General features: G+C 67.0%; 20 protein-coding genes. 11 read left to right on the top strand and 9 right to left on the bottom strand.

The window, feature by feature from the left end:
- Positions 1-56: 56 nt before the first annotated feature.
- From nagZ to tatC, 6 genes are all read left to right on the top strand, one after another.
- Positions 57-1,064 carry a beta-N-acetylhexosaminidase gene (nagZ, locus tag BHE75_RS15990; protein ID WP_070934451.1) on the top strand — a complete coding sequence of 336 codons (1,008 nt, stop codon included), beginning with the start codon at positions 57-59 and terminating at the stop codon, positions 1,062-1,064.
- Between the two features lie 60 nt (positions 1,065-1,124).
- Complete coding sequence (locus BHE75_RS15985; protein WP_015457839.1) at positions 1,125-1,880, top strand: segregation and condensation protein A; 756 nt, start codon at positions 1,125-1,127, stop codon at positions 1,878-1,880.
- Positions 1,877-2,455: an SMC-Scp complex subunit ScpB gene (gene scpB / locus BHE75_RS15980; RefSeq protein WP_015457838.1), complete on the top strand. Its 579-nt coding sequence runs from the start codon at positions 1,877-1,879 to the stop codon at positions 2,453-2,455. Before BHE75_RS15985 ends, scpB begins: the two co-directional genes overlap by 4 nt.
- 26 nt (positions 2,456-2,481) lie before the next feature.
- A complete protein-coding gene (locus tag BHE75_RS15975) occupies positions 2,482-2,727 on the top strand; it encodes a twin-arginine translocase TatA/TatE family subunit (protein ID WP_015457837.1) in 246 nt (81 codons plus the stop codon).
- 138 nt (positions 2,728-2,865) lie between these two features.
- Positions 2,866-3,210 carry a Sec-independent protein translocase protein TatB gene (tatB, locus tag BHE75_RS15970; protein WP_070934450.1) on the top strand — a complete coding sequence of 115 codons (345 nt, stop codon included), beginning with the start codon at positions 2,866-2,868 and terminating at the stop codon, positions 3,208-3,210.
- Positions 3,207-3,977: a twin-arginine translocase subunit TatC gene (tatC, locus tag BHE75_RS15965; protein WP_070934449.1), complete on the top strand. Its 771-nt coding sequence runs from the start codon at positions 3,207-3,209 to the stop codon at positions 3,975-3,977. The genes tatB and tatC overlap by 4 nt, the downstream gene beginning before the upstream one ends.
- Positions 3,978-4,010: 33 nt before the next feature.
- Here tatC and BHE75_RS15960 read toward each other — a convergent pair whose 3' ends face one another.
- Positions 4,011-4,136, bottom strand: coding sequence for an entericidin A/B family lipoprotein (locus BHE75_RS15960; protein WP_015457834.1), 126 nt, complete (start codon positions 4,134-4,136; stop codon positions 4,011-4,013).
- Positions 4,137-4,609: 473 nt separating this feature from the next.
- Here BHE75_RS15960 and BHE75_RS15955 point away from each other — a divergent pair, with 473 nt between their 5' ends.
- Positions 4,610-5,545, top strand: coding sequence for a DUF808 domain-containing protein (locus BHE75_RS15955; protein WP_070934448.1), 936 nt, complete (start codon positions 4,610-4,612; stop codon positions 5,543-5,545).
- A gap of 46 nt (positions 5,546-5,591) precedes the next feature.
- On the opposite strand, the gene BHE75_RS15950 is transcribed toward BHE75_RS15955, so the two are convergent.
- The 3 genes from BHE75_RS15950 to BHE75_RS15940 all read right to left on the bottom strand — a co-directional run bounded on the left by BHE75_RS15950 (position 5,592) and on the right by BHE75_RS15940 (position 8,541).
- Positions 5,592-6,776, bottom strand: a complete 1,185-nt coding sequence (locus tag BHE75_RS15950) for an acyl-CoA dehydrogenase (RefSeq protein WP_070934447.1) — start codon at positions 6,774-6,776, stop codon at positions 5,592-5,594.
- A gap of 49 nt (positions 6,777-6,825) precedes the next feature.
- Positions 6,826-7,323: a YbaK/EbsC family protein gene (locus tag BHE75_RS15945; protein ID WP_015457831.1), complete on the bottom strand. Its 498-nt coding sequence runs from the start codon at positions 7,321-7,323 to the stop codon at positions 6,826-6,828.
- 69 nt (positions 7,324-7,392) lie between these two features.
- A complete protein-coding gene (locus BHE75_RS15940) occupies positions 7,393-8,541 on the bottom strand; it encodes a glycosidase (protein WP_070934446.1) in 1,149 nt (382 codons plus the stop codon).
- Between the two features lie 193 nt (positions 8,542-8,734).
- On the opposite strand from BHE75_RS15940, the gene BHE75_RS15935 reads away from it, so the two are divergent.
- Positions 8,735-8,932, top strand: a complete 198-nt coding sequence (locus tag BHE75_RS15935; RefSeq protein ID WP_139181748.1) for a hypothetical protein — start codon at positions 8,735-8,737, stop codon at positions 8,930-8,932.
- A gap of 442 nt (positions 8,933-9,374) precedes the next feature.
- On the opposite strand, the gene BHE75_RS15930 is transcribed toward BHE75_RS15935, so the two are convergent.
- The 3 genes from BHE75_RS15930 to BHE75_RS15920 all read right to left on the bottom strand — a co-directional run bounded on the left by BHE75_RS15930 (position 9,375) and on the right by BHE75_RS15920 (position 12,885).
- A complete protein-coding gene (locus BHE75_RS15930; RefSeq protein ID WP_070934444.1) occupies positions 9,375-9,932 on the bottom strand; it encodes an NADPH-dependent FMN reductase in 558 nt (185 codons plus the stop codon).
- 197 nt (positions 9,933-10,129) lie between these two features.
- Positions 10,130-11,161, bottom strand: coding sequence for a copper resistance protein B (locus BHE75_RS15925; RefSeq protein ID WP_070934443.1), 1,032 nt, complete (start codon positions 11,159-11,161; stop codon positions 10,130-10,132).
- Positions 11,158-12,885, bottom strand: a complete 1,728-nt coding sequence (locus BHE75_RS15920) for a copper resistance system multicopper oxidase (RefSeq protein WP_070934442.1) — start codon at positions 12,883-12,885, stop codon at positions 11,158-11,160. The genes BHE75_RS15925 and BHE75_RS15920 overlap by 4 nt, the downstream gene beginning before the upstream one ends.
- A 310-nt stretch (positions 12,886-13,195) precedes the next feature.
- Between BHE75_RS15920 and BHE75_RS15915 the strand changes: the two genes are divergently transcribed.
- Positions 13,196-14,605: an OprO/OprP family phosphate-selective porin gene (locus BHE75_RS15915; protein ID WP_070935990.1), complete on the top strand. Its 1,410-nt coding sequence runs from the start codon at positions 13,196-13,198 to the stop codon at positions 14,603-14,605.
- A gap of 95 nt (positions 14,606-14,700) precedes the next feature.
- Here BHE75_RS15915 and BHE75_RS15910 read toward each other — a convergent pair whose 3' ends face one another.
- On the bottom strand, positions 14,701-15,123 hold the full coding sequence (locus tag BHE75_RS15910) for a DUF4279 domain-containing protein (RefSeq protein WP_015457825.1): 423 nt from the start codon (positions 15,121-15,123) through the stop codon (positions 14,701-14,703).
- A 184-nt stretch (positions 15,124-15,307) separates the two neighbouring features.
- Positions 15,308-16,039, bottom strand: coding sequence for a TetR/AcrR family transcriptional regulator (locus BHE75_RS15905; protein WP_070934441.1), 732 nt, complete (start codon positions 16,037-16,039; stop codon positions 15,308-15,310).
- Positions 16,040-16,130: 91 nt separating this feature from the next.
- Here BHE75_RS15905 and BHE75_RS15900 point away from each other — a divergent pair, with 91 nt between their 5' ends.
- Together BHE75_RS15900 and BHE75_RS15895 are read left to right on the top strand one after the other, a co-directional pair.
- Positions 16,131-17,873, top strand: coding sequence for an N-acyl-D-amino-acid deacylase family protein (locus BHE75_RS15900; RefSeq protein WP_070934440.1), 1,743 nt, complete (start codon positions 16,131-16,133; stop codon positions 17,871-17,873).
- 278 nt (positions 17,874-18,151) lie between these two features.
- Positions 18,152-20,626, top strand: a complete 2,475-nt coding sequence (locus BHE75_RS15895; protein ID WP_015457822.1) for a TonB-dependent receptor — start codon at positions 18,152-18,154, stop codon at positions 20,624-20,626.
- Positions 20,627-20,715: the final 89 nt, after the last annotated feature.

Below are 20,715 nucleotides of genomic sequence, written 5' to 3'. Positions count from 1 at the left end.
CGGGGCCGGCCGCGCCGCCGGCCTCCATTCCCCTCATTCGATCGACAGGCACAAGCATGACCCCTCTCATCCTCGGCCTCGCCGGCCCTGTTCTTTCGGATGAGGAACGGGCCTTCTTCGCCGATGTCGATCCGGCGGGCTTCATCCTGTTCCGCCGCAATATCGAGGATGCGGCGCAGCTTCGCGCGCTCACCGATGCCCTGCGCGCCGTTTCGGGCCGCGCGGACGTGCCGATCCTGATCGATCAGGAAGGCGGGCGCGTGGCGCGGATGCAGCCGCCGGTCTGGCCGGCCTTCCCGCGGGCCGAGGTCTTCGACCGGCTCTACGATGTGGCGCCGGCTTCCGCGATCGAGGCGGCGAAGGCGAATGCGCAGGCCATCGCGACGATGCTGCATGAAGCCGGCATCAACGTGAACTGCCTGCCGCTGCTCGACGTCCGCCAGCCGGATGCGCATGACATCATCGGCGATCGCGCGCTGGGCGCCGAACCGCTGCGCGTCGCCGCGCTGGGCCGTGCGGTGCTGGAAGGGATGCAGGCGGCCGGCGTGGTCGGCGTCGTCAAGCATATCCCCGGCCACGGCCGGGCGATGGCCGACAGCCATGTCGAACTGCCGGTCGTCACCGCTCCGGCGGAGGAACTGGAAAGCGATCTCGCGCCCTTCATCGCGCTCAACGGCGCGCCGATGGGGATGACCGCCCATGTCGTCTACACGGCGTGGGATGCGCAGGAATGCGCCAGCCTCTCGGCCAGGGTGATCGGCGATGTCATTCGCGGCCGCATCGGCTTCGATGGGCTGCTGATGTCGGACGATCTCGGCATGCACGCGCTGTCCGGCGATTTCGGGGAACGCGCGGCCGGCGTGCTGGCGGCGGGCTGCGACATCGCGCTCCATTGTTCGGGCGACATGGCGGAGATGAGGGCCGTGGCGGGCGCCGTCGGCGCGATCGCGGATGACGCGCGCGCGCGCCTCGACCGGGCCATGGCGACCGTCGCCGGGCGGGGGCCGGATATCGCCTTCGCCGATCTGGTCGCGAAGCGGGATGCCCTGCTGGCCTATGCCTGACGGGGGCTTGCCGTCCGAACAATGATGGCGCCCCCGCAAAAGCCGCGCTAGCCTGTCGCCATGGCCGATGACGACGATTTCGAACTGCCTCTCGCCTCTCCCGATACGCTCACCCTCGCGCTCGACGGGTGGGAGGGGCCGCTCGATCTGCTGCTCAACCTGGCGCGGGCGCAGAAGGTGGACCTGCGCGAAATCTCCATCCTCGCGCTGGTCGAGCAATATCTGGCCTTCATCGAGGGCGCCAAGGCGCTGAAGCTGGAGATCGCCGCCGATTATCTCGTGATGGCGGCCTGGCTCGCTTACCTCAAATCGGGCCTGCTGCTGCCCAAGGACCCGGAGATCGATCCCAGCCCCGAGGAACTGGCGCTGCGCCTCCAGCTCCGGCTGCAGCGGCTGGATGCGATGCGGGAGGCCGGCGCCCGGCTGATGGCGCGGGATCGGCTGGGGCGCGATGTCTTCCAGCGCGGTTCGCCCGAAGGATTGAAGGTCGTCCGCAAGGCGGCGTGGCAGGTCGGCCTCTATGATCTGATCGCGGCCTATGGCGAGGTGCGCGCCCGTGCCGAGCCGGTTTTCCACGTCGTCTCCCGCCGGCCGGTGATGACGCTGGACGAGGCGATGCGCCGGGTGGAACGGATGATCGGCGTCAGCCTCGACTGGGCCTCGCTCGAAAGCTTCCTGCCGCCCACGCTCGATCCCGAATATCGCCGGTCGGCGCTGGCATCCAGCTTCCTGGCCGCGCTGGAGCTGGCACGGCTGGGCAAGGCGCATATCGAGCAGGCGGAGCCTTTCGCGCCGCTGATGATCCGCGCCGCATGAACCCGCCCGATGATCTGAAGCGCGCGATCGAGGCGGCATTGTTCGCGGCCGAGGCGCCGCTGACGCTTACCGAGATCATGGCGGCGGTGGGCGAGGCGGGCGATGTCCGCCGCACGCTGGGGGCGCTGGCGGACGATTATGCCGGCCGGGGCATCAATCTGGTCGAACGCGGTGGGCGCTGGCATTTCCAGACGGCGCCGGACCTTGCCCATATCCTCCGCCGCGATCGGGAGGAGCCGCGTCGCCTTTCCCGCGCCGGGGTCGAGACGCTGGCGATCATCGCCTATCACGAGCCCGTCAGTCGCGCCGAGATCGAGGCGATTCGCGGCGTCCAGATATCGAAGGGCACGCTGGACGTGCTGATGGAAGCCGGCTGGATCCGCCCGGCGGGCCGCCGCGAGGTGCCCGGCCGGCCGCTCACTTATGCGACCACCTCGGCCTTCCTCGCCCATTTCGGCCTCGCCAGCCGGCGCGACCTGCCGGGGATCGACGATCTGAAGGCCGCGGGGCTGCTGGACCCCGTCGATCTCGCCTTCGCGCAGTTGGAGGTGGAAAGCGACGACGCGGACGACTAGATAGGGGGCTTACCGGGAGAATTTACATGGGTGGCCTCAGTATCTGGCACTGGCTCGTCGTGGGCATCATCGTCCTCCTGCTGTTCGGCAAGGGGCGGTTTTCGGACATGATGGGCGACGTCGCCAAGGGCATCAAAAGCTTCAAGAAGGGCATGGCAGACGAGGATGAGGCGCCCAAGCCCGCGCCGCGCCTCCAGGCCCAGCCGCCGCTGGAGCCGAATGCCGATCGCAACCTCCAGCCGATGCAGGACGATCGGCCCGCGCAGCCCTGACGGGCGCGCCGCTTGTGCTGATCCGGGCCGGGATGCCGGCCCGGCTCGCGCCGTGACGATGCGCAGACAGGAATGGCGGGGCTGGCCGGCAGGTGATCCGGCCGGCCGCACCGCCCCGCGAAAGTAACCGAAGCTTCGATGTTCGATATCGCCCCTACGGAACTGATGCTGGTCGCGCTGGTCGCGTTGGTGGTGATCGGCCCTAAGGATCTGCCGCGCCTGATGCGTGTCGTCGGCCAGTGGGTCGCGCGCGCGCGCGGCATGGCCCGCCACTTCCGCTCCGGCTTCGACGAGATGATCCGCCAGTCGGAGATCGAGGAGATGGAGCGGAAATGGGCGGAGGAGAATGCCCGGATCATGCGCGAGCATCCGGTGATGCGGGAGGAAGGCGCCCCGGCCATGACGCCGCTGCCGCCGCCCGGGGACGGCGCGCCCGATAGCCCGCCGGCCGCCGATGCGCCCGCCGTGGACAGGCCGGCATGAGGGATATCGACGACACCAAGGCGCCGCTGCTCGACCATCTGATCGAGCTTCGCCGCCGCCTGCTATGGAGCTTCGCCGCGCTGGGCGTGGCCTTCGCGCTCTGCCTCTATTTCGCCAAGCCGATCTTCGCCTTCCTGGTGCAGCCGCTGCTGAAGGCGGGGCAGGGCAGGCTGATCTACACCAATATCTTCGAAGCCTTCTTCGTCGAGATCAAGGTGGCCTTCTTCTCGGCGCTGATGCTGGCCTTCCCGGTGGTGGCCAACCAGCTCTGGCAGTTCGTGGCGCCGGGGCTCTACGCCAAGGAGAAGAGGGCGCTGCTGCCCTTCCTCGCCTTCACGCCGCTGCTGTTCATCGCCGGAGCGGCGATGGCCTATTATGTCGCCATGCCGGTCGCCCTGCATTTCCTGCTGAGCTACCAGGGCAATATCGGCGGCGTCAGCCAGGAAGCGCTGCCCGGCGTCGGCAACTATCTGGATTTCGTGACGAAATTCATCTTCGGCTTCGGCGTCGCCTTCCTGCTGCCGGTGCTGCTGATGCTGCTGGAACGCGCCGGGATCGTGACGCGGGCGCAGCTCAAGTCCGGGCGGCGCTATGCCATCGTCGGCGCCTTCGCGGTCGCGGCGGTGCTGACCCCGCCCGACGTGGTATCCCAGCTTATGCTCGCGATCCCGCTGGTGCTGCTCTACGAACTGGCGCTGATCGCGATCTGGTTCACCGAGAAGCGCCGCGCCCGGGATGTGGCGGCGGAAGACGCCACCACCGCCTGACGCGGGCGTTCCGGCTCCGTTGGTGTGGCAGGGTTACTTGGCGGCGTCCTCCACGGCCTCGCCGGCAGATTTCACGTCCTTGCCGGCGCCTTCCACGGTATTGCAGGCGGCCAGCAGCATCGTGCTGGCCATCAGGGCCAGGGTGAAGATCCTACGCATGGAAATCTCCTCTAACGTTCCGGCGCGGGCCGGAAGACGGAGGGACAATGCGCGGTCATGAAGCTTTGTTCCGCGGGTGGTTCGATTCGGAACAACGCCTGGTCGCCCTGGAGGAAAGCCGTCTGCGGACCCGCTGATAGAATGCGGACCCGGGAACCGTCGTCGGGGGGAGGATCGACGGTCCCGGGCCCTGGGTTCGGATAGCGTGAGCGGGGGGGCATAAGGTCGCTATCCGAATTGCGGGAACGAGCCGGGAAGCCGCCGGTTCCGGGGCCATGAAAAAAAATCTGCGGGTCGTGGAGTCCGGGGGACGGGACGGCGATATAGCGCGATGATCTGCAAGGGCTGGGGCCGGAATCCGTCGATATGGTCGCATGTTCTACTTGGATGCGGCAGCCGGATATTGTGCCATTGCATCGCGTGGCCGCCGCGTTACGGAAGGGGCGGGGATCAACCACAGGGAATGGAACCGGATGCCGACCGGACTGGTAGCGTTGCTGGACGACGTGGCGGGCATCGCCAAGCTGGCGGCGGCATCGCTGGATGACGTGTCGGCCGCCGCCGGCCGCGCCGGCACCAAGGCGGCGGGCGTGGTGATAGACGATACCGCCGTCACGCCGCGCTATGTGGTGGGCTTCTCCCCGGATCGCGAACTGCCGATCATCGGCAAGATCGCCTTGGGATCGGTGCGCAACAAGCTCCTGATCCTGCTGCCCGCCGCCCTGCTGCTGAGCGCCTTCGCCGAATGGGCGATCACGCCGCTCCTGATGCTGGGCGGCGCCTATCTCTGCTTCGAGGGCGCCGAGAAGCTGGTCCACAGCCTGGGCGGCCACCATGACGAGGCGGACGGCGAGGAGGCGGTGCCCGCCTTCGAGGAACCCGCCGCGATCGAGGCCCGGAAGGTGAGCGGGGCGGTGCGCACCGATCTGATCCTGTCGGCCGAGATCATGGCGATCGCGCTCGCCGACGTGGCGGAAAAGTCGCTCGCCACCCAGGCGATCGTGCTGGCGGTGGTGGCGCTGCTGGTGACGGCGGGCGTCTATGGCGTCGTCGGCCTGATCGTGAAGATGGACGATATCGGCCTGCACCTTTCCCGCCGCGACAACGGCCTGGTCCGCGCGGTGGGCCGGGGGCTGGTGAAGGGCATGCCGGTGGTGCTGCGCGCGCTGGCGACGATCGGCATCGCGGCGATGATCTGGGTGGGCGGCGGCATCATCGTCCACGGCCTCGAACATTTCGGCCTCACCCCGCTTCCCCACCTGATCCACGACGCTGCCGAGGCCGCCGCCCATGCGCTGCCGGCGATCGGCGGTTTCGCGAGCTGGTTCGTCCAGGCGCTGGGATCGGGCATCTTCGGCGTGGCGGTCGGCGCGCTGATCGTGGGCGGCCTGAAGCTGGTGAAGCGATAGAAGCGGGCGGGCTGCTCCGGCCGGGGAGCGCGCCCGCAGGCTCCGTTCAAAAGGCCGGGATGTCGGTGATCGCGCGGCCGAGGATCAGGGCGTGGACGTCGTGGGCGCCTTCGTAGGTGTTCACGGTTTCCAGGTTCATCGCGTGGCGCATCACCTGATATTCGCCCGAAATGCCGTTGCCGCCGTGCATGTCGCGGGCGGCGCGGGCGATGTCGAGCGCCTTGCCGACATTGTTCCGCTTGACGATCGAGATCATCTCCGGCGCGAAACGGCCCTCGTCCATCAGCCGGCCGACGCGCAGCGAAGCCTGCAGGCCGAGCGCGATATCGGTCATCATGTCGGCCAGCTTCTTCTGGTAGAGCTGGGTGGCGGCCAGCGGCCGGCCGAACTGCTTGCGGTCGAGGCCATATTGCCGTGCGGCGTGGAAGCAGAATTCGGCAGCGCCGAGCGAGCCCCAGGAAATGCCGTAGCGCGCGCGGTTGAGGCAGCCGAACGGCCCCTTGAGGCCGGACACGTTGGGCAGTAGCGCCTCTTCTCCGACTTCGACCCCGTCCAGCATCAGCATGCCGGTGATCGACGCGCGCAGCGAAAGCTTGCCCTCGATCTTCGGTGCGCTCAGGCCCTTCATGCCCTTTTCCAGCACGAAGCCCCGGATGGCGCCGCCATGGGCATCGGATTTCGCCCAGACCACGAATACGTCGGCGATCGGCGCGTTGGATATCCAGGTCTTGGAACCGCTGATCCGGTATCCGCCGTCGATCTTCTCCGCTCGCGTGCGCATCGCGCCCGGATCGGATCCGGCGTCGGGCTCGGTCAGGCCGAAGCAGCCGATCCATTCGCCGGTCGCCAGCTTCGGCAGATATTTGTGGCGCTGCTCTTCCGATCCGTAGGCATGGATCGGATACATGACGAGCGAGGATTGCACCGACATCATCGAACGATAGCCGGAATCCACCCGCTCCACCTCGCGCGCGACGAGGCCGTAGGCGACATAGGATGCGCCCACCCCGCCATATTCGGCCGGGATGGTCGGCCCCAGCAGGCCCAGCGCCCCCATCTCGCGGAAGATCTCGGTATCGGTGGTCTCGTTGGCGAACGCCTCGATCACGCGCGGCTGCAGCTTTTCCTGCGCATATTGGGCGGCGGTATCGCGCACCATCCGCTCATCCCCGGTCAACTGGTCTTCCAGCAGGAAGGGGTCCGCCCAGTCGAACTTGGCCATGCCGCTCATCGTAACGCCTTTCTCTCACTCAAGCTGTCGTGCCCGCGATGGGGCCGGTTCATTCGGCGGCTTCGGCCGCCGCGTCCGCCACGGCGGGCGGCTGGCAGACGTCCACCCAGCGCGCGCCGACCAGATCGGCCAGCCGGGCGGGCGTCAGCCGGACCGAGCTGGTGGTCGATCCCGCCGCCGGATAGACCTCCGCGAAATCGCGCAGCGATATGTCGCAATAGACCGGGATCGCCGTCGCCAGGCCGAAGGGGCAGACCCCGCCCACGGGATGACCCGTCAGCGCCTGCACCTCCTCGGCCCCCAGCATGCGCGGGCGTCCGCCGAAGGCTGCCTTGGTCTTGCGATTGTCGATCCGGGCATCGCCGCGGGCCACCACCAGCACCACCGCATCGTTGATGCGCACCGACAGCGTCTTGGCGATCTGGCCCGGCTCCACGCCCAGCGTGCGGGCGGCATCCGCCACGGTGGCGGTGCTTTCTCCCTGATCGATGATGGCGATATCCGGCGCATGGACGGCAAGCCATGCCCGCACCGATTCCAGGCTCATCTCTATCCTTCGGAATTGTTCGTTGCGGACATCCTTGGCCGCCCGCGAGGCGGCTGACAACCCCGGCGGCTATCCGGCCGCGAAGACGGATTTGGGGATGTGGGTGATCCGGCAGGCGAGATCGGCCTCGCCCGATGCGACGACATAATGATCGCCCGCATCGGCGATGCCGGTGGTGAACACCACGTCGCGTAGATACATCAGGTCCTCGATCGGGCGGGTGAGGCCGGCATTGGCCTCCAGCAGCGGCGCCTCCCCGCCGCGCAGCACGCGCGACGGATCGTCGCGGTCGAGGATCGACCAATAGGTGCGGTATATGCCGACGATCTCGTGCCGTTCCACCCCGTGCCACAGGGTCAGCCAGCCTTCGTCGGTGAGGATGGGCGGCGCCCCGCCGCCAATCCGCGCGCTGACGGCCGTGCCCGCGCGGGGGCGGATGCCGGGGCGCTCGTACGGCTTCCAGTGGAGCGCATCGGGCGAGGTGGCGAGGTTGATCGATGGGCCGGCGCGCCATTCGCTGCCCGGCGGATAAGCGAAATACAGGTCGCCCAACGGCCGCGTCTGCGCCCAGTAACGGCCATCGATCAGCCCTTCGAAGATCAGCATGTCCTTGTTCTGGTGATCGAGGACGATGCCCTCGAACCGCCAGTCGAGCGCGTTTTCCGAGCTGTAGAGCGTGGTGCTGTGCCGTTCGGGGCTGACGGAGCAGGTCGTCATCAGCCAGCGATCGCTCACCCGGCTGATGCGGGCATCCTCTATGCCATAGCATTGCAGATCGGCCTGGGGCGCGATGGCGCGATCATAATGGACGGCCACCACCTCCAGCCCGTCCGGCGCAAGCTCCACGGGCAGCAGCCAGGAAAGCGAGGTGAGCGCCATCACCTTCCACCCGCCGCCCTGCAGCAGGAACTTGCGCGGATCGGCGGTGTCGGCCTGCTCCAGCGGCCAGGGATCGAGCACGTAGCGCCCGTCCGCCCAGCGGATGGCGTGGACATGGTCGTTGCGCACGGGCTCGCGCAAGGCCTCCGCCACACGGACCATCATCAGCAGATTGCCGTTCGGCAGCCGGGTCAGCCCCGGATTGAAGGCGCCGAGCACATAGGTTTCGGCCATCAGATGCCCGGCCAGCGGCGAGCGCGCGAGATCGACGTCGCCGGGGGCGAAGATCAGCCGATCGACCGGATATCCGGCCGCCGGGCCATTTGCGGGCGCGGCCATGGGGGGACCTTGCCGCAAGCGGGCGGCGCCCACAAGGCGGCAATGCCTGTCGACGGCGCTTACAGGCGACCGGGGAGTGGCTCGGCCGTTAACCATCGGAGAACAAAGGAATCCATGGCTTTCGCGATCGGGCAGGGCGCTTGCTTGGTTCTGGCCATGCGTGAGCGGGGAGTGGCTTTGCATGGTGCGTGGCGTGAGCGTGGGGTGTGAAGCAGGCCGGGGGACGGGCGTGGGACAGGTGATCGCGGCAATCGCGCTGGCGGGGGTGCTGGCGGGCCTGATCGGCTACCCGCCCGAGCCGGCGGGCTGGGCGATGACGCTGGTGGCCTTCGCCACCGTCGCCGCCTCGGTCCGCCGGCGGCCGAGCCGCAGGGCCGGCCAGATCGTGTGAAGGGCGACCGGAACCGGCGCGGGGAGGCGCTGGTTCCGGGGGCTTCGGTCGGGCTGCATGGGCAAAAGCGGATTGGCACCGGCGCCAGCGGAATGGCCTGTCCGCACGAGACGACCGGGCGGCCATTCCTCCCCTTTCTGAAAGGGAGGGGTTGTGGGAGGTCAGCGCGCGGAGCGAGGCCCGCCAGCAAGGGGCAGATAGAAAGCGAGCGCCTGATCTGGCGGCGGCTATCCCGCTACCGGCCGCGATTCATGAGGTAGTTTGTCGTCGGCCCCTATGGCTGATGCAATCTTGCAAGGGCCGCCGAGTGCCTCGGCGGAATCCACCCCCAGCCCTCCCTTCCAGGGGGGGAAGTGCTGAAGGCCGTTTCCCCAATCGGCCGGTCATCGGGTAGGCCGGCGCAGCGCCCCTGAAACCCACAGCCGTTGCGGCCCGCATTCCGTCAGCTACCTCGATGCAGCGAGGCGGCGAAGGCGACCACGAATTCTTCGAGCTGGGTGAGGACCGCGGGATCGGTCAACTCGCCTTCCGCGTCGAAGGCCTTGCCCGCGCGGGAGACGAGCAGGCGCCCGCCGGACCATTGGCGGCAGCCGAGCGAGCGCAGCACTGGTAGCCAGGCGGTCTGCGACAGGATCGTGCCGAACCCGCCGGGCGATGCGCCGATCACCGCGACGGGCTTGTCGGCGAACACCCGGCCGCTGTCCGCCGGCGGGCGCGATGCCCAGTCGATCGCGTTCTTCAGAACGCCGGGAATCGAGTTGTTATATTCGGGCGTCGCGATCAGCAGCCCGTCGGCGGCGGCGATCCGGTCCTTGAGCGTTGCGACGGCGGGCGGGATGCCGTCCTGCGCCTCGACGTCGCCGTCATAGAGCGGGATGCCGGCGATCGAGACGATATCGATCGTCACGCCTTCGGGCGCGCGGGCGGCGGCGGCGCGGATCAGGCCGCTATTGTAGGAATGGCGGCGCAGGCTGCCCGACAATCCGACGATCGTGACCATGCTGGCGGCTCCCTGTTGTGGCGGCGGGCAGGCTGGAACGGCACGGGGCGGGAATCAAGGGCCGCCGCCGGCTATGTTGCAAAGATTGCCGCGCCGGCCCGCTCCTACACCCGGCCATCCACAAGATACCGCCCTTGGGTGGCCGGGCGTGGGCTGTGCCGCATCGAATTTCTAGAAGCGGATTCCCAAACGGACCCTCAGAACCACGCCCGGATGCCGATCAGCGCGCGCCAGCCGCCGACACCTTCGTCGGCATCGCGGGCGAAATCGGCGGTGTCGCCGATCTTCCGTTCATATTCGACGCCGACATAGGGGGCGAACTCGCGCGCGAATTCGTAGCGCAGCCGAGCGCCGGCGGCGATTGACGTAAGGCCGGAGCCGAGTCCCAGCTCCCGCACGGCCTGCGCGGAAAGGTCGATCTCGACGCGGGGCTGGAAGATCAGCCGCTGGGAGAGGCGCTGGTCATATTCCACCTCCGCCCGCGCGGTGAGATCGCCCTTGTGCGAGACGAAGGCGGCGGCGTCGACCTCGAACCAGTAAGGCGCGAGGCCCTGGACGCCGAGGACGATCTGGGCGCGATCCGGGCCGGGGCGGAAATCGCCGCGCAGGCCGGCCTGGAGATCGAACCAGGGGCCGATCGCGTGGCTCCACAGCGCCTGCACCTCGGCATCGTCGATCCGCCCGCCGAACGTGCCCTCGCCCTCGGCCTTCAGCCACAGCCGGTCGATATCGCCGCCATACCAGCCCTGCGCGTCCCACAGATAGGCATCCGGCCCATTGCCGATCCGCGCCTCCAGCCGATCGAGCATCGCCGTGTAGCGAGTGCCGCCGCCATGCTCCCGCCCAAGCTGCGCGCGCGCGGCCGCCATCGCCCGCGGATCGAACAGCCCGTCGGCGGCGAAGCGCGGTCCGGCCAGCGCCTCCGCCGGAGGCGGTGACAGCGGCGGGGCATCGGCGGGGGGGGGGGCCATATTGTGGCCGGCGTGCGGATCGGCTGGCGTGGCCGGTGGCACGACGTGGCCGGCGTGCGGATCGACCGGAGCAGCCGGTGGCATGCTGTGACCGGCATGTGGATCGACCGGAGCGGCCAGCGGCATGTGGTGGCCCGCATGCGGATCGGCCGGGGGGGCCGGAGGCATGTCATGCCCCGCATGCGGGTCCGCGGATTGCGCGTAAGCGGGCGCGGCGAGGAGGGCGCTCGCCAACGCGGCGGCGAGGAGGGGCTTCATGCGTCCTCTCCGTCGAGCGGGCGGACGCTGACGACGCGGAACATGCCCGCATGCATGTGATAGAGCAGGTGGCAGTGGAAGGCCCAGTCACCCGGCGCGTCGGCGGTGAGGTCGAAGCTCACCTTGCCACCGGGCAGCACGTTCACCGTATGCTTCACGGGATGGTTGCCGGTGTGGCCGTTCACCACCTCGAAGAAATGGCCGTGCAGGTGGATGGGGTGCGCCATCATGCTGTGGTTGACGAGATCGACGCGCACCCGTTCGTCGCGGGCGAAGCGGATCGGCTCGGTCACCTCGCTATAGGTCTCCCCGTCGAACGACCACATGAAGCGTTCCATGTTGCCGGTGAGGTGCAGCTCCACCCGGCGCGCGGGCGGGCGCGTGTCGGCATTGGGGGCGAGCGATACGAGATCGCGATAGGTGAGCACCTTGTGGCCGGCATCCTCCAGCCCCAGGCCCGGATCGCCGGTGCGGTCCACGGGCATGGCCGCGATCGAATCCACGCCGGGGCCGACCTTCAGGCCCGGCGGCGCCTTGCTCTTGTCGCGCATCTTCATGGGCAGGGCGCCGCCATTGTCCATCCCGCCATGATCCATCCCGTCGTGGCCCATGGCGCCATGATCCATGCCCATATCCTTCATGGTGAGCGTGGGGCGGGGGCGGAGCGGGGGGACGGGGGCCTGCATCCCCAGGCGCGGCGCCAGCGTGGCCCGGGCCATGCCGGATCGATCGACCGATTCCGCGACGAGGGTGAAGGCGCGGTCCTCCGTGGGCGTGACGATCACGTCATAGGTTTCGGCGACGGTGATCTGCAGCTCGTCCACCGTGACGGGGCGGACATTCTGGCCGTCGCTCGCCACCACGGTCATGGCGAGGCCGGGGATGCGGACGTTGAAGATCGTCATCGCGGAAGCGTTGACGATGCGCAGCCGCACCCGCTCGCCGGGGCGGAACAGGCCCGTCCAGTTTTCCGCCGGGCCGTGGCCGTTGACGAGATAGGTGTAGGTGGCGCCGGTGACGTCGGCGATGTCGGTGGGGTCCATCCGCATCCGGCCCCACATCGCGCGATCCGCGGCCGACATGGCGCCACCGTCGCCCAGCGCCTGCTTCTGCCAGTTGAAGTAGCCGCCCTGGGCCTTCATCTTGCGGAAGATCTCGTGCGGATGGAGGAAGCTCCAGTCCGACAGCACGATCACATGCTCGCGATCATAGGCCACCGGGTCCGCGCCCGCCGGATCGATCACGATAGGGCCGTAATGGCCCATCTGCTCCTGCAGGCCGGAATGGCTATGATACCAGTAGGTGCCGGCCTGGCGGACGGGGAATTCGTAATGGAAGGTCTCGCCCGGCCTGATGCCGGGGAAGCTGACGCCCGGCACGCCGTCCATCTGGAAGGGCAGGATCAGGCCGTGCCAGTGGATCGACGTATCCTCGTCGAGGCCGTTGGTTACGGAAAGGCGGACCTGCTGCCCCTCGCGCAGGCGGACCAGCGGCGCGGGCAGCGTGCCGTTGACGGTGATGGCATGGCCGCTCCTGCCGCCGACGGCGAAGCGGGAATGGCCGACGGCGAGCTTGATGTCCGTGCCGCTGAGCATCGGCATGTCGGCCGTGAGGCCGTGCGCGCCGCTATGCGCCCAGGCGGGCAGGGCCGCGTTCAGCAGCAGGCCGCCGCCGAGCAACGAGGCGCCGCGCAACACATCGCGGCGGCCGATTCCATCCTTCATGCCAATTCCCACTCTCGGGGCCGGCCGGCCCCTTATTGCGACATCGGACCGGCGCGCTCGGCCGATCGCGCCCATCATATCGCCGGTCGCCGGCATGTCAGCGACTTTCCCACGGCGCCGCCGGCCGGCAATCTTCGGTTACGATAGGGCACAATGTGGCCATATTTGCCGCTTAGGGCGCACGGCGTCGTAAACCGCCGATCGGGCATCGGCTGGCGTTGCGACATGGGCAAATCAGGGGAGGCGCGGCCGGTCCGCGTCCGCAATCGCTTTCATGGCAGTTTTCACGTCACGGCACATCATGGCGGCCATGCCGCTCGGCCTGAGCCTGATCTGCGCCACGCCGGCGGCGGCCGAACCGATCTCCGCCGAGGAGGCGCAGCGCATCCGCGAGGAGATCAGGCTGCTGAAGGCGCAGCTCGCTCGGCTGGAAAGCCGGCTGGGGCCGGAAGAGGAGGCCGCGCCCACCGCGACGAGCGCGCCGGCTGCCGCGCCGGCGCCGCCGCAGGCATCCACCGCCGTGGCCGCCGCCGCCCCGCCGCCGCCCGCCAAGGCCGCGCCCGAAACCGGCATCAGCTGGAAGGGATCGCCCCAGTTCACCAGCGACGATCGCGCCTTCAAGGTGAAGGGCCGCATCCAGGCGGATGCGGGCTATGTCTCCCACCCGCCAGGTTCGGACGACAAGGGCTTCGGCTTCACCAGCGAGATGCGCCGCATCCGCCTGGGCGGCGAGGGCAAGCTGGGCTCGGGCTTCGGCTACAAGCTGGAACTGGAGCTTTCGGACAACAAGGTCGATCTGGTCGACACCTTCGTTACCTATGAGACGAAGGACTGGCTGGTCGCGATCGGCAACCAGAACCAGTTCCAGTCGCTGGACGAGCTGACCGGCGATACCACCGGATCGGTGATGGAACGCGCCGCCTTCACCGATGCCTTCGGCTTCGAACGGCGGCTGGGCATTTCCGCCCAATATCATCACAAGGACTGGCTGCTGCAGGGCGGCATCTTCACCGACGATATCGGTGCGCTTTCCAACAGCAGCGACGGGCCTTCGGGCGGGGACGAGAATAACAGTTTCGGCGTGGACGGCCGCGTCGTCTTCGCGCCCAAGGTGGACGATACCCAGCTCCATTTCGGCGCATCGGGCCATTGGCGGACGCTGAAGCGGCTGGCGGACAAGCCCACCGTCTACCGCCAGCGCCCCTTCCTGCACGGCACCAACAGCTATGTGCTGGAAACGCCGGGGCTGAACGTGGACGACGAGGTGAATTACGGGCTGGAAGCGGCCGCCATCCGCGGCCCCTGGCATGCGGTGGCGGAGGCGCACTGGCTGCGCGCCGTGCGGCCGGACGCGCCCGACGTCGGCTTCTTCGGCGGCTATGCCGAGGTCGGCTATTTCCTCACCAAGGGCGATACCCGATCCTACCGCAACGGCATATTCGGCGGCGCGGACCCGAAGCGCCCATTCGGCAAGGGCGGAATCGGCGCGGTCCAGTTGAACCTCCGCTACGACTATCTCAGCCTGAACGATCGATCGGCCGGCGTGCTGGGTGGCCGGCAGAACGCCTATCTGGCGGGATTGGTCTGGACGCCGATCAACTATCTGCGGTTCAACCTGAACTACGGATATCTCACTTATTCGCCGGGCGTGGCGGCCGACGGCGTGTTCGACGACTATAACCTGCACGTCATCGGCACGCGGATCGAACTGGACTTCTAAGCGGCGCGGACAAATTCGGATCACGGCCGCTGCTGGAATTTTCGACGACATTGCTGTCTGTACGGACCCGACGACATTGCGGACGTTGTGGCTGCCTAGCTAATTGGCCCGTCGGCGCTGTCGTATATGTCGAGGTGTAGGGACAGACCACGACAAGCCAGTGCCTGAAGTGTATCCGTTGAGAGCTTGGTCTCCTCGTTCGCGCCGCCCATGATGAGACCACAGAAGACATCGCCTGATAGACTGGTGTTGATCCTATCCCACAAGGCAGCGTCGTCCGGCACTCGATCCAGCAACTCACCTATTAGGCGTTCCAGCGGCTTGCCGGTATGCCAGCCGGTCGTTAGCTGAAATCGACCGGTGCTTGCTACCATCTCTTCACCCTCATCGGTGTAGTAGGTGTCGCCCTTGCGAGCCTGATAAGCAGGTGCGCATCCCAGCCATTCAGCAAGTTCGTCGGGGTTAAGGGTGTCGCCGACGATCCACAATGAGACCTTGCATTCGGGAATATCATTCATCGCGTGAGCTTAGCCAATCCGAGACCGCATTCCACCCCCAGCAGGGCATGCAGCGTTCCTTCGAACCGTTCGCTTGCCCCGACTTTTCTGGCGCTGATCGCCGTGCTTCCCCGCGTCACCCCGGATGACGGACCTTTTTGAACGGACGCAACAGGGGGAGCAGAGCAGGAAAGTGCCGTCCGGCTCAGCCTGCCGCCGCTTCGTCGAGCTCGCGTTCCACGCCGTCCAGCAGGGCCTGGAAGCCCTTGTTGAGGGTGCGGTGCGGATCGGCCTTCCAGATCCATTTGCGGCTCTCCTCCACCAGCGCGCGCTGGGTAGGGGTGAGATCGGCGACGCCTTCGTCCAGCGCCACCATGTCCGAACGATCGAGCACCTCGGACTCGCTGGCATAATAAGTGCCGATCAGGCCGACCGTGGCGGCCAGGAACCAGCTTGCCGTTTCGACCAGCGCCAGTTCCTTCAGGCCCATGCGGTGGAGCAGCTCCACCACCGGCGCCTGCACCTTGAGCCAGGGGCCGGCGAGCTGATCGTCCCACCCCATCAGCTTCATGACGCCATGGTGACTTTCGTACAGATTGGCGACGTGATTCTGCCAGGCGAGCAGCTGCTCGCGCCACGGCCTGTCCGCCGGCATGTCCGGGAAATCGGCGAACACCGCCGCCGACATCGCCGCCAGCAGCGCGGTGCGCGTCGGGAAATAGCGGTAGAGCGCGGGCGGGGAGACCGAGAGTTCGCGGGCGATCCGGGCCATGGTCAGCTCGTCGCCCGGATGCGCGTCCAGCAGCTTCAGCGCGATATCGACGATGGCGTCGGCCGAAAGCATCGCCGGGCGGCCGCGCATCGCGGCGGGCGTGACGGAGGGCGGCGTGTCCTCATCCGCGAACAGGGTCCGATTCTGGCTATTGCTGCTCGCCACGACTTAGTTTACCTCAATAAGTAAATAAGAGAAACAAATTCGATCCCCGCGATAGGCGAGCCCGGCGGGAAAGACAACCGAGGAGAGGATAATGGCTGATTTCCTGATCAAGGGCGGCACCGTCGTCGACGGCAAGATGACGCCCGCTTATGCCGCCGACGTGCGGGTGACGGGCGACCGCATCGCCGAGATCGGCGCCGGCCTGGCGCCGCGCGGCGGCGCTGAGCGGGTGGTGGACGCGACCGGATGCTATGTGACGCCGGGCTTCATCGAGGCGCACACCCATTTCGACGCGACGATGTGGTGGCAGGACGATCTCAACCCGCTGCCCGGCTATGGCGCGACGACGATCATCATGGGCAATTGCGGTTTCTCCTGCGCGCCCATCTCCGACGACAAGGCCGCGACGCAGGAGGTGATCAACATCTTCTCCTTCTTCGAGGACATCGCCAAGGAGCCGTTCGTCTCCGAGCTGCCGTGGGACTGGCGCAAGTGGAGCGAATATAAGGCGTCGCTGACCTCCAAGGTCCGCATCCCGCTGAATTATGCCGCCTATGTCGGCCATATCGCCATCCGGCTTGCGGTGATGGGCCTCGATGCGTGGGAACGCACCGCCACCCCGCTGGAGATCGAGCGGATGTGCGAGCTGCTGGACGACGCGCTCAACGCCGGTGCGCTCGGCCTTTCGACCAACCTGCTCGATCATGACGGCGACGACCGCCCCGTGCCGACGCAGATCGCCGACGATGCCGAATATGCCGCCCTGTTCGAGGTGCTGGATCGCCACCCCGGCAGCGCCGTCCAGGTCATCATCGATACCTTCATGCGCATGACCGGCCCGGAAATGGTCGCCCGCATGGGCCGGCTGCTGGAAGGTAAGTCGGTCCGCATGCAGTGGGCCGGCCTCCCCACCCTCGAATTCCAGAAGCCGACCCTCGGGCCGCTCCAGAAGCTGCACGACGACTTCAAGGCGCAGGGCAAGGATTATTGGACGGCCTTCACCCATGTCTCGCCGACCAACACGCTCTCGCTCACCAAGTCGCTGATCTTCGCCCAGTCGAACGATTATGCCTGGCACGAGGTGGTGCAGGCCGAGACCGACGAGGAGAAGGAGCGCCTGCTCGCCGATCCCGAATGGCGCGCCCGCGCCCGCGACAGCTGGGACAACCATGCCTGGGCGCATGCGCCGATGAACCGGCCGGACGACCTGCTGCTGCGCAATTCGGATAATGGAGCGGGGCCGGTGAACCTGACGCTGACCGAATATATGAAGCAGTCGGGCGCGGCCCACCGTTCGGATGCGATGGCGGACTGGATCCTGAAGAACGGGGTGAAGTCCACCGTCCACATGGCGCCGTTCCCGATGAACGAGGAACTGGTGATCGAGCTGATCCGCGATCCGATGTCGGTGGGCAATGTCTCCGACGCCGGCGCCCATGCCCAGATGTTCTGCGGGCCGGGCGAGAATATGCTGCTGTTCACTTATTATGTGCGGGGCGGCAAGATCAGCATCGAGGAGGCCGTGCACGTCCAGACCGGCAAGCTCGCCAGGCATTTCAACCTGAAGGGACGCGGCGTTCTGGAAGAAGGCGCGCCGGCCGATATCACCGTGTTCAACATCGAGGAGATCGAACGGCGCGAGGAGCGCAAGATCTTCGACGTGCCCGATGGCCATGGCGGCATCACCTGGCGCTATACCCGCGATCCCGCGCCGATGCGCCTCACCCTCGTCAATGGCGAGGCGACCTTCGACGGCGGCGAGCCCACCGGCAAGCGGCCGGGCGAGTTCCTGAGCCCGCAGGTGGATTCCGCCTACAGCATGGCGGCCGAATAAGGGGCCGGACCGGCGGGACGGGGCGTTTCATCCGTTCCGCCGGATCACGGAAAGGCGATAACGCCAAAAGGACTCGATGAACGAATAAGCGACCTAAGTCGGGCGGGGTGTCGCGCAAAGTCGAGCAAAGACGAGCGGGAAGTCTCGATCGTCGAATTTGGCCCGATCGCGCATCAGAATTTCGATGCAAGGCGCTTCATTATTCGCCGGGGGAGATGTAGCCTCCGGTACAGATACGAGCCGGCGCCCAAGCCGGTCGCATCCACAGGGAGAGGAAAATGAGGAAGTCGCTTGTCGCGGCGTTGCTCGCCAGCGCCGCTATGTTCGCTTCGGTTCCCGCTTACGCCCAGGACAGCGCCGCCGCCGACGCGCAGGAGACTGTCGGCATCGCCGATATCGTCGTGACCGCGCAGCGGCGCGAGGAAGCGCTGCAGAACGTGCCGGTCGCCGTGACCGCGCTCAGCAGCGACGCGCTGGACCAGATGCGCGTCACCAACGTGAAGAACCTGGCGGGCGTGGCGCCCAACCTGCAGATCAACACGCAGGGCCTGCAATCCAATCCCACCATCATCATCCGCGGCATCGCATCGGGCACGTCCAACAACGCCGTCGATCCCAAGGTCGGCATCTATCTGGACGGCGTCTATATCGGCCGCACCGTCGGCTCGGTGTTCGACCTGGCCGATATCGAGCGCGTCGAGGTGCTGCGCGGTCCGCAGGGCACGCTGTTCGGCCGCAACGCGACATCGGGCGCCATCAGCCTCGTCACCGCCGCGCCGAGCGGCGAATGGGGCATGAAGGCCACCGGTTCCTACGGCAATTACGATGCGTGGCGCGGCAAGATCACGCTGGACCTGCCGGCGCTGGGACCGCTTTCGGTGAAGGTTGCCTATCTGCACGACCAGATCGAGGGCGACCAGACCAACCTGATCGGCGGCCGGACGCTGGACCTGAGCGTGCGCGATCCGCGCTTCGGCAACCTGCGTTACAGCAACAAGCTGGGCGGCCGGAACATCGACGGCGGCCAGCTCGCTGCGCGGCTTGATGCGTCGGATGATTTCCGCATCGATTACCGCTTCGACTATACCGATGCCCGCGCCGTGGGCCGTGGCGTGCAGAGCCTGGGCGTGATCCCGGATGCCTCCGGCCAGCTCCTCCAGCCGATCGTGAACCTGCAGGGATTGCTGGGCGGGATCACCAACGAATCCACGAAGCGGATCGACAATCTCGCCAACGCCACCTCGCTTGAACATGTCGTGACGCAGGGCCACAGCCTGACGCTCAACTGGGACGTAAGCGATGCGCTGACGGTGAAGAGCATCACCGCCTACCGCAAGTTCAAGCAGGACCCGTATGTCTACGACCTCGCCGCATCGGGCGGGTTGAAGTTCACGGTCGGCCAGTTGCGCAGCCTGCTGCTGGATGGCGGAACGACGCTGTTCGATCCGGCCAATCTGCCGGGACCTAACGACAGCTTCTTCTCGCTCCTGACCGCGCGCGCGACCAAGCAGAAGCAGTTCACCCAGGAAGTGCAGTTCCAATATACCCAGGACCGCTGGGAACTGACGGCCGGCGTGTTCTACTTCCATGAAAACTCGCCCGCGACCGACATTCTCGGCATCCTCCAGCCGGTGGCGAACGGCAAGGTCGTTGGCGATCAGGCGATCCTGACGGCGTTCCCGGTCGGCACGCCGCTGGCGCCGTTCGGCATCGACATCAATGGTGACGGGGTGCTCGATGCCCGCGACGTCAATTCCTTCGATGCGCTGTTCGGCAGCGGCACGACCGACACCCGCGCAATCAACGACTCGATGGCGATCTACGGCCAGGCAACCTGGCACGTGACCGACAAGTTCGATCTGACCGGTGGCCTGCGCTACACGCTCGACGATCGGCAGACCAATATCTACAGCATCGCCGGCGGCCAGGGCGGTCAGCTCGGGCCGGGCAAGTACAAGGCCCATTTCGACAAGATCAACTTCACCGCCATCGCCACCTACCGGCCGACCGACGACGTCACCGCCTACGGCAAGGTTTCGTCCGGTTACGTCGCGGGCGGCATCCTGAGCGGCATCCCCTACAAGCCGGAATCGCTGATCGCCTACGAACTGGGCCTGAAGACGAAATTCTGGGACAATCGCGTCCGGGCCAACTTCGCGGCCTTCTACAGCGATTACAAGGATCTACAGACGCAGAACTTCATCGATGGCGTCCAGTTCTTCGACAATGCCGGCAAGGCGCACATCAAGGGCTTCGAGGCCGAGGTGGACGTGGTGCCGGTGCGCGGCCTGACGCTGAGCGGCAATCTCGGCTATCAGGACTTCAACTATAAGGAGTTCATCCTAGCCGGCGTCGACGTTTCGGATGTCGCGCGGACGACCTATTCGTCCAAGTGGACCGGGCGGATTTCGGGCCAGTATGACGCGCCGGAATTCTCGAACGGCGGCAATGCCTTCGTCCGTCTGGAAGGCCGCTACAAGTCCAAGGCGCCGCTGGTCTCGACGCCGATCACCGACCTTGCCGGCAATGTCTCGCCGCTCGAACAATATGCCTACACCAAGGCCTATTGGCTGGTCGACGGGCGGCTGGGCGTCGCCAACCTGCCCCTGGGCGGGGTGGATGCCAGCATCTCCGTCTACGGCCAGAACCTGTTCGATGTGGACTACAACCCCTTCGGCGCGCCGGTGCTGTCGCTGACCACGACCTACGATCGCGGCCGCACCTACGGCGTGGAACTGGGCATCAAGTTCTAGGCCGGGGATGAATGTGAAGGGGGCGCCGGCAGCGGTGCCCCCGATTTTTTCCGGGCCGCCCGAAGGCCCGCAGATGATGAGGTTTCAAG

It is taken from the genome of Edaphosphingomonas haloaromaticamans, assembly GCF_001853345.1.
Taxonomy (GTDB): Bacteria; Pseudomonadota; Alphaproteobacteria; order Sphingomonadales; family Sphingomonadaceae; genus Sphingomonas_E; species Sphingomonas_E fennica.
The sequence above is the reverse complement of the archived record's forward strand: the minus strand, read 5'-3'. Positions and strand labels throughout refer to the sequence as shown.

Excerpts from the sequence above, each read along its gene's own strand:
- BHE75_RS15895 (WP_015457822.1), top strand. The coding sequence starts at position 18,152 with ATGAGGAAGTCGCTTGTCGCGGCGTTGCTCGCCAGCGCCGCTATGTTC.
- BHE75_RS15915 (WP_070935990.1), top strand. The coding sequence starts at position 13,196 with ATGCCGCTCGGCCTGAGCCTGATCTGCGCCACGCCGGCGGCGGCCGAA.
- tatC (WP_070934449.1), top strand. The coding sequence starts at position 3,207 with ATGAGGGATATCGACGACACCAAGGCGCCGCTGCTCGACCATCTGATC.
- scpB (WP_015457838.1), top strand. The coding sequence starts at position 1,877 with ATGAACCCGCCCGATGATCTGAAGCGCGCGATCGAGGCGGCATTGTTC.
- nagZ (WP_070934451.1), top strand. The coding sequence starts at position 57 with ATGACCCCTCTCATCCTCGGCCTCGCCGGCCCTGTTCTTTCGGATGAG.
- BHE75_RS15940 (WP_070934446.1), bottom strand. The coding sequence starts at position 8,541 with ATGGCCGCGCCCGCAAATGGCCCGGCGGCCGGATATCCGGTCGATCGG.
- BHE75_RS15945 (WP_015457831.1), bottom strand. The coding sequence starts at position 7,323 with ATGAGCCTGGAATCGGTGCGGGCATGGCTTGCCGTCCATGCGCCGGAT.
- BHE75_RS15900 (WP_070934440.1), top strand. The coding sequence starts at position 16,131 with ATGGCTGATTTCCTGATCAAGGGCGGCACCGTCGTCGACGGCAAGATG.
- BHE75_RS15955 (WP_070934448.1), top strand. The coding sequence starts at position 4,610 with ATGCCGACCGGACTGGTAGCGTTGCTGGACGACGTGGCGGGCATCGCC.
- BHE75_RS15985 (WP_015457839.1), top strand. The coding sequence starts at position 1,125 with ATGGCCGATGACGACGATTTCGAACTGCCTCTCGCCTCTCCCGATACG.
- BHE75_RS15960 (WP_015457834.1), bottom strand. The coding sequence starts at position 4,136 with ATGCGTAGGATCTTCACCCTGGCCCTGATGGCCAGCACGATGCTGCTG.
- BHE75_RS15910 (WP_015457825.1), bottom strand. The coding sequence starts at position 15,123 with ATGAATGATATTCCCGAATGCAAGGTCTCATTGTGGATCGTCGGCGAC.
- BHE75_RS15920 (WP_070934442.1), bottom strand. The coding sequence starts at position 12,885 with ATGAAGGATGGAATCGGCCGCCGCGATGTGTTGCGCGGCGCCTCGTTG.
- BHE75_RS15930 (WP_070934444.1), bottom strand. The coding sequence starts at position 9,932 with ATGGTCACGATCGTCGGATTGTCGGGCAGCCTGCGCCGCCATTCCTAC.
- BHE75_RS15950 (WP_070934447.1), bottom strand. The coding sequence starts at position 6,776 with ATGAGCGGCATGGCCAAGTTCGACTGGGCGGACCCCTTCCTGCTGGAA.
- tatB (WP_070934450.1), top strand. The coding sequence starts at position 2,866 with ATGTTCGATATCGCCCCTACGGAACTGATGCTGGTCGCGCTGGTCGCG.
- BHE75_RS15975 (WP_015457837.1), top strand. The coding sequence starts at position 2,482 with ATGGGTGGCCTCAGTATCTGGCACTGGCTCGTCGTGGGCATCATCGTC.
- BHE75_RS15925 (WP_070934443.1), bottom strand. The coding sequence starts at position 11,161 with ATGAAGCCCCTCCTCGCCGCCGCGTTGGCGAGCGCCCTCCTCGCCGCG.